Here is a 13,370-nt window from a genome sequence, read left to right as displayed (position 1 = left end):
TCCACAGGCCGATCTTTTCAAAGGCGGTAGGCACTGCCGTGACCACGGGGGCGTCCACTTTCTCCTGCGCCAGCAGGTCCGCCACGGAGGTGGCCGTTCCCTGCGCCAGCAGGGGCTTTCCGTCATCTAGCCGGGTGGCGGCCTCCTTGCCCGTCAGGGTCAGCAGGGCTCCCTTCTCCAGCTTGACGGGGCCGAACTCCTGCACCTCTTCGGACGGAATCATCATGGCTTTGATCACTTCCGGGCGGTATCCCTTCTCCGTCACTACGGAACGCGTGAAGGCCCAGAAGGCGCTCTCCGCCTTCTTGCGCATCACGGGGTCCATCTCCTCCCCGGAGGAAGTGATGATGCCCGCCGCCCCGATGGAGGAAACGGGAGCCATGTAAATCTTGTCGCACGCCGCGGAAATGAGGGCCCCCGCGGACATTGCCTTGGGGTTCACGTAGGCATAAGTGGGGATGGTCAGCGGCTGGATGCTCTTCATCATCATCTCGCTGGTTTCCCAGGCCAGGCCGCCGGGCGTGTTCATCTCAAACACCACGGCGCGGGCCTGTTCCTTCTGCGCCCGTTCCAGAATGCGGGTCATGAAGCCGAAGCTCTGCTTGCTGGTCAGGGCGTCCTCCCCCACGGGAATGAGGACAACCTTGTCGCGGAAAGATTCTTCCGCGGCCGCCCGGAACGGAGCGCCCGCAAACAAAGCCAGAAAAGCCAGCAACAGGAGGTGGATGTGCTTCATGGTAAAATGCTATCACGGCGGGTCTTTTTTCTCAATGGGGAAATGCATCCTCCCTGCCATGATGGCTGCGTTGGAAATGGCGGCTTCCGGAAACCGGGTGAGGGTCCGGTTTTAAAGGGACGCAGTCTGAAGCTTGGGATGATTCAAGCGCCTGATGGAAGGAGCTTCTCTTCTGTCTCCTTGTATCAAGCCGGTTCTTGTGATAGTCTGGGCGGGCCGTATGGGAAGGATTGATGAAGACAGCATCAGGCGCGTTCTGGAAGCCACTGACATTGTGGATGTGGTAGGCTCCTATCTGTCCCTGAAGCGCGCCGGGTCCCGCTGGAAGGCGTGCTGTCCGTTCCATAATGAAAAAACGCCGTCCTTCATCGTGGACCAGACCAGGCAGAACTTCAAATGCTTCGGCTGTGGGGAAGGGGGGTCCGCGATCACCTTCGTGATGAAGATGGAAAACCTGGGCTTTGCGGACACTGTCCGGCGTCTGGCGGAAAAGGCTGGCATTACCCTGGTGGAGGAGGTGTATGACGCCGCTGAGGAAAAACGCCGCAAGGCGCGCACGGCTTTGCTGGTAGCCCACAAAAAGGCGGCGGATTTTTTTCACAAGCTGCTCCTGCGCTCCCCAAAAGCGGCGGAAGCCAGGGCCTACCTGAATTCCCGCGGCTACGGCGCGGAGATGGCCAAACGCTGGCAGGTGGGCTGGGCCCCGGATTCCTCCCGCGAGTTCCTGGCATGGGCGAGGAAGGAAGGAATTGCGGACCAGGTGCTGATTGACTCCGGCCTTGCCAACCGGGGGGAACGCGGGGATATCTACGCCCGTTTCCGGGACAGGCTCATGTTCCCCATCAACAACGTGTACGGAGAGTGCGTGGCCTTTTCCGGCCGCCTTCTGAGGCCCCAGGAGAATGCAGGCAAATATGTCAACTCCCCTGAAACGGCCATCTTTAAGAAAGGGGACGTCGTGTTCGCTCTGGACAAGGCCCGCGGTCCGATGGGCAAAAGCGGAAAGGCCCTCCTGTGCGAAGGGCAGATCGACGTCATCGCCTGCCATGAAGCCGGGCTGTCTTTTGCCGTCGCTCCGCTGGGAACGGCATTTACGCCGGAGCATGCCCGGACGCTTTCCCGTTATGCGTCCCAAATTGTGCTGTGTTTTGACGCGGACAAGGCGGGAATGGCCGCGGCGGACCGCGCCTTCCGGGAACTGGCCCCTCTGGGCAAGGATGTTTATCTGGTGAACCTGCCGCCGGGAGACGACCCGGATTCCTTCATGAAGAGGGAAGGGCGGGAATCTTTCACGGCGATGGTGGAACAAGCTAGGCCCTTCTTCGAGGTGCGCGTGGAGCGTGCCAAAAGCCAGGGCCTGCTGGAAGACGCAGGAGCCAGCGCCTCCTTTGCACGGGGCATGACAGCCCTGCTGGCCTGCATGAGCGATCCGGTGGCCCGTGACCTGGCCACGACGGACCTCGCCACGCGGATGCGCATGACCATCGGCAATTTGCGCAGCGCCGTGAAGACGGCCGGACGCCGCAAGGAGCGCGAACAAGTGCGTGCCGCGGACCGGGCCGGGGAAGCTGCCGGAAATGTGCCGGAAGAATTGCCGCCCGTAAAGATGAACCGCGCCGTGGCCGTTTTATGCGAACTGGCCCTGCAGAATGCGCAGGCGCAGGAGCTGATCGTGGACCGCATTGAAGAATTGCTGGAGCCGATGCGCCTGCTGCCGGGCGGGGGCATCCTGAAAAAAATCCTGGCCCGCATGCCGAAACCGGACAATCCGGCCTCCATCCACGCGTTTCTGGAATCCCTGCCTCAGCCGGAGAAGGACGCCCTGGCCATGCTCAGTCTGGACCCCATCCCCATTGCGGACGTAAGCCGGTGCGTGCAGGAGGCCTGTTCCGGCATCGCAAAGGCGGCACTGGAAAAGCACATTGCCTCCCTGATGGCGGAAATTGCGGACCCCTCCACGGATGCTGCAAGAAGGGTGGAATTATCGAAACTTAGTGTTGACTTGAAACGTCTTTTGGGTACAATGTAACGCCTCGATACCTGCGGGTATTGATATAATGGTGAATTGTGCCCTCTTCCTTTCAAGATATGTCCAAATCCGGTGACCCATCCTCCTCTTCTCCCAAGAAGACCTCTGTCAGCAAAAAAGCTTCCGAAACCAGGGAAAAAGTAGCGGCCAAACCTGCCGCCAAAGCTTCCAAACCCGCCCCGAAGGCGGCTCCCGCCAAAAAAACTGCTGCCAAGCCATCCGCTCCTGCGGCTGCTAAAAAGGCGGCGCCAGCGGCTAAATCCCCGGCCAAGGCTCCCAAGGCGGTGCCTGCTGCTTCCGCCGCCAAACCCGTGGAAAAGAAGGCCCCGGCCAAAAAGGCCGCTCCCGTTCCTGCCAAGAAGGCCCACGCAAAGGCGGCAGAAAAGAAGCCGGCGAAACCTGCCAAACCCGCGTCCAAGCCTTCCAAGAATGAAACTCCCAAAAAATTGAGTGAAATTCTGGAAGAGGAACGCAAGAAGGCTGCCAGCCGCAAGATCACGAACCCGATTGACGCCCCGGAAATTCAGGAGAAAATCCGTGAACTCATCAAGCTTGCCAAGGAACAGGGATACCTGACTTTTGACGACATCAACGATTCCCTTCCGAACGACATCGTAGACCAGCAGGATTACGAGGCCATCATGGACCGCCTGCGCAGCATGGCATTCGACATCATCGACGCTTCCGACGTGGACAGCTACACGGACCGCACCCGCATCAACACGGAGGAAGAGGATGAAGAGGAAAAGCTGGAAGCCAAGATGGACATTCTGGACGACCCCGTCCGCATGTACCTCAAGCAGATGGGGCAGGTCTCCCTGCTCACCCGTGAAGAGGAAGTGGCCATCTCCAAGAGGATTGAGGACGCGGAACAGAACGTCCAGCGCTCCGTCCACCGCTTCGGTTTCATTGCCAACGCCTATCTAGATGTGGCCTACCGCCTGCTTGACAATGAGGAACGCTTTGACCGCGTGATTCTGGACAAGAAGATCGACTCGCGGGAACGCTACATGAAGGGCCTGGCCCAGCTTTGCGCCCAGATCCAGCAGACGCACCAGGACGCCTCAAGCGCCTTCCGCAAGCTGTACCGCAGCAAGGAAGCGGCCAAGGCCGTCAAGGCCCGCCAGGCTGAATTCGACAAAATCACCGGCGTTCTGGTGAAGCTGTTCGGCCGCCTGTACTTCAAGCACAAGGTGATTGAAGACTTCTGCTCCGTGATTGACGAAGCCCGCGACCGCGTGCTGCGCCTGCAGAAAAAGATTGAAAAAGACCCCGGCAACAAGGAACTCAAGGAGCACCTTGCGGAACTGGAACTGCGCATGTGGATGACGGCGGATGAAATGGGCGAAGCCTACCAGGAACTCAGGAAATGGCTCCGCGAGGCCCGCAAGGCCAAGGATGAAATGGTAGAAGCCAACTTGCGCCTGGTCATCTCCATTGCCAAAAAATACACCAACCGCGGCCTCTCCTTCCTGGACCTGATTCAGGAGGGCAACATGGGCCTCATGAAGGCGGTGGAAAAATTCGAATACCGCCGCGGCTATAAATTCTCCACATACGCCACCTGGTGGATCCGCCAGGCCATTACCCGTTCCATTGCTGACCAGGCCCGCACCATCCGCATTCCCGTGCACATGATTGAAACCATCAACAAATTGATGCGCGTTCAAAAGCAGCTGGTGCAGGAATACGGGCGCGAACCTACGCCGGAGGAAATCGCGGAGGAAATCCACCTCCCCGTGGAGCGCGTGCGCTCCGTGCTGAAAATGGCCCAGCAGCCCATTTCCCTCCAGGCTCCGGTGGGCGATTCCGATGACACCTCCTTCGGTGACTTCATTGAAGACAAGGCGGCGGAAAATCCCATGGAGGAAGCCTCCTTCTCCTTCCTGAAAGAAAAAATCAAGGATGTGCTGGACACCCTCACGGATCGCGAACGAGAAGTCATCGAACAGCGTTTCGGCCTCCGGGACGGCAGTCCCCGCACGCTGGAGGAAGTAGGACGCCAGTTCAGCGTCACCCGCGAACGCATCCGCCAGATTGAAGCCAAGGCCTTGCGGAAGCTGCGCCACCCCACGCGCATCAGCAAGATCAAGGGCTTCCTGGAAATGACGGAATCCTGACCGGATTTGCGCCACATGCCGTGCTAGGCTCACGGGTCATGAAGACCCGCCTGGCCGCGGCATGCGGCATTTTTATTTTATTGGCTTCCTGCTCAGGGAGCAAGGAATTCAAGCCTGAATTCAACCAGCCTTTGCAGCCCGTGATGCAGCCGGGCTTTGTTTATGTGGACCAGGTGGCCCCCCTTGTGAGGAGCAACCTCAAATACGCCGGATATGACAACTTTGTGGGGCGTCCGCTGGACGGCTACCACGGCAAGCGGGCCATTCTGCGCACCCAGGCGGCCCAGGCATTGAAAAAAGTATCGGAAGACTTGTACAAACAGGGGTATCTGCTGGAAATCTACGACGCCTACCGCCCCCATACCGCCGTGCTGGACATTTGCAAATGGGGCAGGGATGCCGAGGACCAGAAGATGAAGGCGCGCTATTACCCGAACATTGACAAGTCCAGAGTCTTCGGCGACCACTACGTGCGCGACTTCTCGGAACATTCCCGCGGTGTGGCCGTGGATGCCACCCTGCTGTATGCTAAAACAGGAAAGCCCGTGGACATGGGCGGCCATCATGACCTGCTGGACCCCAGCTCCGCCACGGAAAGCCCCCTGGTGACCCCGTTCCAGCACCGGAACCGGATGATTCTGAAAAAGGCATTTGAGAAACAGGGCTTTGCCAACTATTCCCCGGAATGGTGGCACTACCGTCTGCTGAATGAACCTGCGCCCTCCCTGCATTATTACTTCCCGGTATGGGACGGCATGGCCGCGCGGTAGGCACGGACACTTCCGCTGTCACGGACGCGCATTTTATCCTTTGATTTTTTTCCGGTGGAAATAGGATAACGAAATACTGTAAAATTTGACCAGATGAAAGAAGAACGTTTCCATGATTCCTCCCTCCGGCCTGAGGCCTACCGCTGGGCCGCGGTGATAGCCCTTCCTCTTCGCCTGGTGGTGGGCTGGACGTATTTCTCCGCTTTCTGGCGCCGCCTGGTTCTGGAAAACAAGTTGATTCCGGATGATCCGGGATACATTGGCGTTAAATTCAACCATTTTCTTCCCAATGCGCTGGGCATCAAGCCGGTCATTGAATATCTGGTGACGCATCCGTCCGAACTCTGGTGGTTTATGGCGGCGTTTACCATCATTGAATGCCTGGTAGGGCTGATGCTCATGCTGGGGCTGCTGACGCGTCTGGCGGCCGTAGGAGTTTTCTCCCTGGCGCTGGGGATTCTGCTGGGTTCCGGGTGGCTGGGAACCACCTGCCTGGATGAATGGCAGATAGGCATTCTGGGGATGTGCGCCGGACTTCTCCTCTTCCTGACGGGGGGCGGTTCCTGTTCTCTGGACGGCAGGCTTTCCAAGCTTCCGTGCTGCTCGCGCCGTTCCTCCCTGTTTGCCTGGGTAGCTTCCGGTCCGTTGCCGCTGGAGTACGGAAAGCTGGCGAAGATTTCCATTTGGTCCGCCGTGTTCATGATGTTCGTCACTCTGGGAACCAACCAGTTTTTCCATGGCGGGGTCTGGGGGCCGCTCCATAACAAATCCGTGAAGCCCCTGCTGGAAGTCAGCGGGGCCTCCCTCTCCGGGGATGGCCTGCGCTTCAACATATACCGCACGGAGGGCGTGGACACCTACGGTTCCTTCCTGGTCCGCATCCGGCTGACAGACGGCCAGGGAAACACCCTGTGGAGGATGGAGGCGGACGAGCTTTCCGCCATCCCTCCTTCCGCTATTGAAAATAGTTATATCGCGCGGATCAAGCCGGGAGCTTTCGGTTTGGTTATACCGCTGGGGGCGAAGGCCGGCGTAACGCTTCCCGTCACGTTGCCCGTGGTTCCGGCAGGTCCGGTCTCCATCGTGCTGACGGATGTGAGCGGCAAGGAGTGGTCCGCTCAGGTCCGAAAGGCCGGTGGTGCATGAGGCCGCCCCGGAAGAAGGAGAAAGGCACAATAAGGATAAGAACCCCCGTGGGGAAAATTTTTCCGGACGATAAGCGTGTATGATTTCTTCAAGAACAAGCAATACAGTTTCTTCGCCAAGCCCGAAGGATGGAATGACATGCCCATTCATCCGAAAGTCCCTTGAATAAGCAATAAATTATCCTTGGGGTAAATTCGACAGGACGGACTGTTTAAGTCCGGCCTGTTTTTATTAACGGTTTTCTTGAGAATCCATTGATAAGACATCCTCCCAATGAACCGGAAATATCCGTTAATCCCATTTTTCCGTAAATTCTTTCCATTCCTTTTCCAGATCCTCATTCTTCACGCCGTTCAGGTGCTCGTTTCCTTTTTGTGTGAAAGATATTTGTGCCTGGGGAATCGTAAACGGAAAATAATGGCTGATCGTCGTCGTTCCTACCTTTTGCCACTTGGTACTTTCCAGCACGACGGTTAGCCCTTTTTCGTCCAGCAGGATTCCTTTTTTGGGAAAATCTGTCCAGACTGCATACTTGGCAATGGGAACCATCCTTCCCTGTGCGTTTCTTTTTACGCACCAGAACGTATAGCAAAGCACGCCCGATGCCGTCTCGTCGTAAATAACAGCCAGGGAGCGGTCATCATTCCAGACAATGGGTTTTGATGAAATATCTTGAAATACCATGGAACAAAAATCCATGTCCGGTAGGAAATCATCTTTAGGGTCTTTTACAGGCGGAGGCGTGGACGGGGCGCTTTCTTCGCTGCTTCCGTTCATGGGGCACAGCATGGCTGTTCCCGCAAGCAAGTATATTACCAGGCTTTTCATCGTATCTTATATAAAATTGTTTTTCTGGATAAACCATTATCCCGTATTAGATACGATAAATGATTGGGAAGCAAGGTTATTTCCCGCTTCACGGAAATTCGTCGGAAGAAGCCTCATCCCCTTTAGCAGGAATCGCTGCCTGCTAATAATCAATAGGGGATCCAATTTCAACAGCTACGAATTCAAGGCCTTTCGACGTTAGAAGAGACTCTGGCCGTTCCGTGATGAATCGAATGTTCCGGTCGCTGGAAGCTGTTTAGCTGTCCGTATGGAATTTTCATGATTCAGACCCTAAAAAAGCCGTTCCGCCGGAGAGGCGGAACGGCTGGAAAGCATGTTGGGACACAGGGGGTTAGTGGGGCAGGCGGAAGTTGCGGTTGAAGGCGGAAACTTCCTTCTTGAGCTGGTTAAAGCCTTCCGGGTTGGGGCAAACCTGTTCGCCCACGTGCAGGGCCAGCGCCCGCGCGATGAATTCCGCCACTTGTTCCACGTCTTTTTCCTTCATGCCGCGGGTGGTTACGGCGGGAGTGCCGATGCGGATGCCGGAGGGCTTCATGGGGGAGCCCGTGTCAAACGGGATGGCGTTCTTGTTCACGGTGATGCCCACGCGGTCCAGGGCTTCCTGAGCGTCTGCGCCGTTGATTCCCTTATTGCGGAGGTCCACCATGAATACGTGGTTGTCCGTACCGTTGGAAACGACGCGGAAGCCCAGTTCCATCATTTTTTTGGACATGGCCCGGGCGTTTTTCACGACTTGGGCGGCGTAGTCCTTGAATTCCGGTTTCAGGGCTTCGCCAAAGCAGGCGGCCTTGGCGGCAATGACATGCATGAGCGGTCCGCCCTGCATGCCGGGGAAGACGGCGGCGTCAATCTTTTTGGCGTATTCCTCCTTGCAGATGATGAAGCCGCCGCGGGGGCCGCGCAGGGACTTGTGCGTGGTGGATGCCACAAAGTCCGCATGGGGAACCGGGTTGGGGTGTTGTCCCCCCGCCACAAGACCGGCTATGTGGGCCATGTCAACAAAGAGATAGGCCCCGCAGGCTCTGGCGATTTTCGCCATGCGTTCAAAATCGATCGTGCGGGAATAGGCGCTGGCGCCGGCCGTGATCATGTTGGGCTTCACTTCCATGGCCAGTTTTTCCAAGGCATCATAATCAATGGCTTCCGATTCCTGGGAGACCCCGTAATGCACGACGTTGTACAGCTTGCCGGAGAAGTTGGCGCGGTGGCCGTGGGTAAGGTGGCCGCCGTGGGAAAGATCCATGGTCAGGATAGTGTCCCCGGGCTTCAGGACGGAAAAGTAAACGGCCATGTTTGCCTGGGAGCCGGAATGGGGCTGCACGTTGGCGTGCTCTCCGCCGAAGAGCTTCAGCACGCGGTCAATGGCGAGCTGTTCCACCTTGTCCACCACTTCGCAGCCGCCGTACCAGCGCTTGCCGGGATAGCCTTCCGCGTATTTGTTGGTCAGCAGGGAACCCTGGGCTTCCCGCACGGAGGGGGAGGCGAAGTTTTCCGAGGCGATCAGTTCAATGTTGTTGCTCTGGCGGCGGCCTTCTTCTTCAATGAAGGCGGCCAGTTCCGGATCGCTCCATTGCAGGGGACTGCCGGAGGATTTGATGACGCGGCGTTCGTGGCGGCCGCCTTCGAAGTCGGCGTGCAGCCAGGCATCCAGTACGTCTTCCACGCTTTCATTGTCCACGTAGGCGGAAGCCAGGCAGAGCAGGTTGGAATTGTTGTGCTGGCGGGAAAGGGCCGCGGCGGGAGCCGTGCGGCAAAGGGCGGCCCGCACGCCTACCCAGCGGTTGGCGGCAATGCTCATGCCGATGCCGGAGCGGCAGATCAGGATGCCGCGTTCATTGGTACCGTCAGCAATGCTGCTTGCGACCGCATTGGCATAGTCGGAATAATCGCAGGAATTCTTGGTTTCCGTACCCATGTCGGTCACTTCATGACCCCATGCCTTGAGGAGTTCTACTATGGTTTCCTTGAGGTCGACTCCGGCGTGGTCGGAGCCGATGGCAATTTTAAATGTCGTATTCATGATGGTGCATATTGCTGGCGGGAAAATATTCTGCCTCATTTCTTTCCGGCTGGCAAGTCCGGGATGAAGAATTGAATCATTCCAATTTGAAGCTTCCGGAATCGCCGTTTAAATAACAAAAGGCGCCCCGGCTTCTGGCGGAAACCGGGGCGCTTTTCAAAGAGCAGGGAGTCTCTCCCTTATTTTGCAGGAGTTTGCTGTTTCAGCATGTCCTGGACAATGTTGATGCCTTCCCGGAGTTCGGGATCAAGGCCGGAGGGATATTCCGGGGAGTCGTCCAGTTCCGCCGTGGGGTCTTCCGCCACGTGCATGAACTGTTCATTGTCCTTTTCAGGATTGGCCAGGGGCAGTTCCGGCGCGTTGATGTCGTCCAGTGTGAGGCGGTAGATTTTGTACTTTGCGGCGTCGTCCTTGGCCATCTGCGCAAAGCGGGTTTTCCGCTCTTGGTTGATGGATTTGCGGCGTTCTTCCAGGGAGGCGTTTTCCTGTTCGCGGACCTTTTTGTTCAGGGATAGCTTGTTGTCCTTGATGCGCTGCTTCATCATGGCTATGTCTTCCTTGGCGATCTGGAGGTCGCGGTCCTTTGCTACGCGTTCGGCACTGGCTGCTTTCAGGGCGGGGAGGATGCCGGCGATGGCGGAGTCCTTCTTGTAATTGTGGCAGGGGGGGATCTGGTCGTAGGGCATGGCGTAGTCCAGGATTTCCTCTCCCAGTTCAAAGGCAGCCGTGGCGGTGGGCAGTTGAATGTCGCTTTCCACGCCCTTCAGCTGCGTGGAACCGCCCGGCACCCGGTAGAACTTTTGCGTAGTGACTTTCAGCAGGCCGGCCCGGTCCCTGGCGGAGAAGTAGGGCAGGTACTGTCCGATGTCCACTGGCTGCTGCACGGTTCCCTTGCCGAAGGTGGAGGTGTCCCCCACAATGACGGCGCGGCCGTAGTCCTGAAGGGCGGCGGCGAGAATTTCCGAGGCGGAGGCGCTGAGCTTGTTGATCAGCACTACAATGGGGCCCTTGAAGAGTTTTTCACGATTGTTGGCGGTTTTCACATCCACGTTGCCGCGGGTGTCCTTGATCTGTACCACGGGGCCGCGCCCGGTGAAAAATCCGGTCATCAGGCGCACTTCTTCCAGAGAGCCGCCGCCGTTGTTGCGGAGGTCGATCACGAGGCCGTCCACTTTTTCCTTGTTCATCCGTTCCAGGAGTTTTTTGACGTCTGCGGCGCAGCGGCGGTCGCCGCCGTCCATATCCGCGTAAAAGGAGGGAAGGCTCAGCACGCCGATGCGGTTCTGGCCGTCCGGGGCACCGTTCAGTTCAATGATTTCCGCTTTGGCCAGTTCATCTTTCAACGGCACCTTGGAGCGGGTCAGCGTGATGATCTTGGCCTGGCCGGGAGCGTCCGCCGGTTCCACCTTCAGGCGGATCTGGGAGTTTTCCGAGCCGCGGATCATATCCACCACCTTGTCCAGCTTCATGAACAGGATATCCACCATCTCTCCGGTGTTGTTGGAGTCAATGGCCACGATGCGGTCGTTGAGCTTGAGTTCTCCGGACTTGTCCGCCGGACCTCCCACAACGATTCCGTTGATTTTCGTGGAGCCGTCATCCTCGCCGCCCAGCAGGGCTCCGATGCCGGTGAGCTCCGGACTCATGGAGATCTTGAAGCGGTCCACTTGGCGGGCTCCCATGTAGTCCGTGTGTGGGTCATAGGTCAGGGCTACCGCGCTCAGCAGGGTTTCCGCCACGTCTTCCAGATCCGTTTCCTGAATGTTGCGCTGAATGCGCTCATAGCGCATGAGTAGCTTTTCTTCCACAGGCTTTTCATTGGCCAGCGGATCAGGCTTGTTCTGTTCCTTGGCCAGGCGCGCCACGGTTTCTCGGCGCAGGGTCTCGGACAGGAGCTGTTCCTCCACCAAGTCCTTCCAGACCTGCTGCATTTCCGCTTCATCCTTGGGCCAGGAGTCGATCTTGCGGCGGGAGCGTTCAATGGTCTTGTCCTGCGTGAACGTAAAGCCGCCCTGTTTCAGCAGGTCGCGCGCATAGGCAATGCGCTGCATGGCGCGCTGGCGGTACAGGGCGTGCATGGCCTTGGCCGCGTCCATCATCTGTCCGGACATCAGGTAGTCGTCCAGTTCCTTTCCGTATTTCTTCTTCAGGGCGTCCACATCCTGCTGGGTGAAGAAAATCTTGCTGGGGTCGACCTTGCGCAGATAGGTTTCCAGAAACTTGTTGGAAAGATCGTCGCTGAATTCCTTGCGGGAAAAGTGGAAGTTTTGGAGCAGAAGGGACATCTGCTTGCCAACCTGGTTGAAATCGGTGGCCGCTGAGGCGCAGGAAGTTATGGCTGCCGCGGCAAGGGCCGAAAACGCTGTAAGTCTGATCCAACGGAATGAGTGCGTGTTCATGGGGGAAAAATGGTGCGTAATCCCTCCATTCCCGGAGGGATGTATTGCTGGGTTGTAAGTGTTACTGATTTGCGTGTGAATGTCTATCTCATAAAACGTCCACATGACGCTATTTTTGACGGCATTCCCGGAAGCCTTTTAAAATTGGGAAAATGGGACTCTTTCTTACATGCGGAAAAATATAGGGGGGGAAAAACTGCGTTTTCCGCCTGCGGCGGCCCCTCCGTGCGGCAGCTTTCCGGAAGAAGCCTCTACGCTGAGCCAATTCAGTATTGAGGTCAGAGGCGTTTTCTGTACACTTTGCGCGAGTATGACCACACCACCCCGGGAAAATGCCCCTGCCGGAAGCAAAATGCGCGTGCTGTTCCAGCGTTTGTTCAGCACCTTTGTCCTGCTGGGCCTGCTGGCCGGCGCCCTGGTCTGGAACCGTGAAGCCGGCTATTACGGGCTGGTGTGCATCTTCTGCATCCTGACCGCGTGGGAATGGCGCCACATGCTCATCCGGTCCGGCAAGGCGGGACAGGCTCGCTTGAGTTTCCTTTTCGGGACGGCTTATCCGGTGCTGTTGTCCGTGGCGTGTTTTTTCAACAAATTCCGTCTCACGATGCGGGATGAATTCAGAATGATGCCGGACCCCCTGCTGCTGGTTGTGGCGGCTCCGGTGATTCTGGTTGTGGTGGCGTTCATCCGGGAGATGAACCGCCCCATCGTCGGGAGCCGCGCGCTCCGCTCCGTCGCTACAACGCTGCTGTCTTTCATTTACCCCGGCTGGCTGTTCGCCTTCGCTATTCCCGCCATCCATCTGGGCTATCTGGAGGCGGGGGCTGAGTCTCCGCGCATTGTGATGATGGTGCTGTGGGTGATCCTGGTGACGAAAATGACCGACATTTTCGCCTACGTCAGCGGGTTGCTGCTGGGGGGTAAATTCTTCACCAAAAAATTAATTCCCCATATCAGTCCCAAAAAAACTTGGGAGGGTATCATCGGCTCCTGGCTGCTGACGAATGCCGCGGGGATAGTCCTGGTATTCCCGATGTTCGGCGCGACGTCGCTTTCTCCGGCATCCGTCCTGATGCTGGTTCTGGGCATTACCCTCATTTTTATTCTGGCCGTTTATGGCGATTTGGCGGGTTCCCTGGTCAAGCGCAGCCTGTCCGTGAAGGATTCTGGCTCCCTGCTTCCGGGCATAGGCGGCCTCTTCGATCTCATTGACAGTCCGTCTTTCACCGTTCCGTTCCTGTGTATTCTGATGATGACGGTAGTGTATTGAGCGGAAGAGCCGGACAAGAAAAAACGTCAAG

The 13,370-nt window shown here is 57.4% G+C and carries 9 protein-coding genes; 6 read left to right on the top strand and 3 right to left on the bottom strand.

From position 1 onward, the window contains the following. Positions 1–38 precede the first annotated feature (38 nt). The 5 genes from V3C20_RS00585 (at position 39) to V3C20_RS00565 (ending at position 6,801) form a co-directional block, all read left to right on the top strand. Positions 39–386 (top strand): hypothetical protein, encoded by a 348-nt coding sequence (locus V3C20_RS00585; RefSeq protein ID WP_330935403.1) that lies wholly within the window; start codon positions 39–41, stop codon positions 384–386. A 570-nt stretch (positions 387–956) separates the two neighbouring features. Further along, positions 957–2,765, top strand: a complete 1,809-nt coding sequence (gene dnaG / locus V3C20_RS00580; protein WP_161981339.1) for a DNA primase — start codon at positions 957–959, stop codon at positions 2,763–2,765. A 59-nt stretch (positions 2,766–2,824) separates the two neighbouring features. Beyond that, positions 2,825–4,885, top strand: coding sequence for an RNA polymerase sigma factor RpoD (rpoD, locus tag V3C20_RS00575; protein WP_130083423.1), 2,061 nt, complete (start codon positions 2,825–2,827; stop codon positions 4,883–4,885). 38 nt (positions 4,886–4,923) lie between these two features. Continuing rightward, complete coding sequence (locus V3C20_RS00570; RefSeq protein ID WP_130083424.1) at positions 4,924–5,655, top strand: M15 family metallopeptidase; 732 nt, start codon at positions 4,924–4,926, stop codon at positions 5,653–5,655. A gap of 93 nt (positions 5,656–5,748) precedes the next feature. Next, the gene (locus V3C20_RS00565) at positions 5,749–6,801 is read left to right on the top strand and encodes a TQO small subunit DoxD (protein ID WP_130083425.1); all 1,053 of its coding nucleotides are present in this window, start codon (positions 5,749–5,751) and stop codon (positions 6,799–6,801) included. Positions 6,802–7,092: 291 nt separating this feature from the next. On the opposite strand, the gene V3C20_RS00560 is transcribed toward V3C20_RS00565, so the two are convergent. From V3C20_RS00560 to V3C20_RS00550, 3 genes are all read right to left on the bottom strand, one after another. Then, positions 7,093–7,485, bottom strand: a complete 393-nt coding sequence (locus V3C20_RS00560) for a hypothetical protein (RefSeq protein WP_149873316.1) — start codon at positions 7,483–7,485, stop codon at positions 7,093–7,095. 496 nt (positions 7,486–7,981) lie between these two features. Further along, positions 7,982–9,670, bottom strand: coding sequence for a ribose 5-phosphate isomerase B (gene rpiB, locus V3C20_RS00555; protein WP_289508768.1), 1,689 nt, complete (start codon positions 9,668–9,670; stop codon positions 7,982–7,984). 179 nt (positions 9,671–9,849) lie between these two features. Further along, on the bottom strand, positions 9,850–12,069 hold the full coding sequence (locus V3C20_RS00550; RefSeq protein ID WP_130083427.1) for a carboxy terminal-processing peptidase: 2,220 nt from the start codon (positions 12,067–12,069) through the stop codon (positions 9,850–9,852). Positions 12,070–12,379: 310 nt separating this feature from the next. Here V3C20_RS00550 and V3C20_RS00545 point away from each other — a divergent pair, with 310 nt between their 5' ends. Further along, a complete protein-coding gene (locus tag V3C20_RS00545; protein WP_161981338.1) occupies positions 12,380–13,339 on the top strand; it encodes a phosphatidate cytidylyltransferase in 960 nt (319 codons plus the stop codon). Positions 13,340–13,370 lie beyond the last annotated feature (31 nt).

It is taken from the genome of Akkermansia sp. RCC_12PD, from assembly GCF_036417355.1.
Classification (GTDB): Bacteria; Verrucomicrobiota; Verrucomicrobiia; order Verrucomicrobiales; family Akkermansiaceae; genus Akkermansia.
The sequence above is the reverse complement of the archived record's forward strand: the minus strand, read 5'-3'. Positions and strand labels throughout refer to the sequence as shown.

Coding starts and splice junctions, on each gene's coding strand:
- V3C20_RS00560 (WP_149873316.1), bottom strand. CDS start 7,485: ATGGTATTTCAAGATATTTCATCAAAACCCATTGTCTGGAATGATGAC.
- V3C20_RS00565 (WP_130083425.1), top strand. CDS start 5,749: ATGAAAGAAGAACGTTTCCATGATTCCTCCCTCCGGCCTGAGGCCTAC.
- V3C20_RS00545 (WP_161981338.1), top strand. CDS start 12,380: ATGACCACACCACCCCGGGAAAATGCCCCTGCCGGAAGCAAAATGCGC.
- dnaG (WP_161981339.1), top strand. CDS start 957: ATGGGAAGGATTGATGAAGACAGCATCAGGCGCGTTCTGGAAGCCACT.
- V3C20_RS00570 (WP_130083424.1), top strand. CDS start 4,924: ATGAAGACCCGCCTGGCCGCGGCATGCGGCATTTTTATTTTATTGGCT.
- rpiB (WP_289508768.1), bottom strand. CDS start 9,670: ATGAATACGACATTTAAAATTGCCATCGGCTCCGACCACGCCGGAGTC.
- V3C20_RS00550 (WP_130083427.1), bottom strand. CDS start 12,069: ATGAACACGCACTCATTCCGTTGGATCAGACTTACAGCGTTTTCGGCC.
- rpoD (WP_130083423.1), top strand. CDS start 2,825: ATGTCCAAATCCGGTGACCCATCCTCCTCTTCTCCCAAGAAGACCTCT.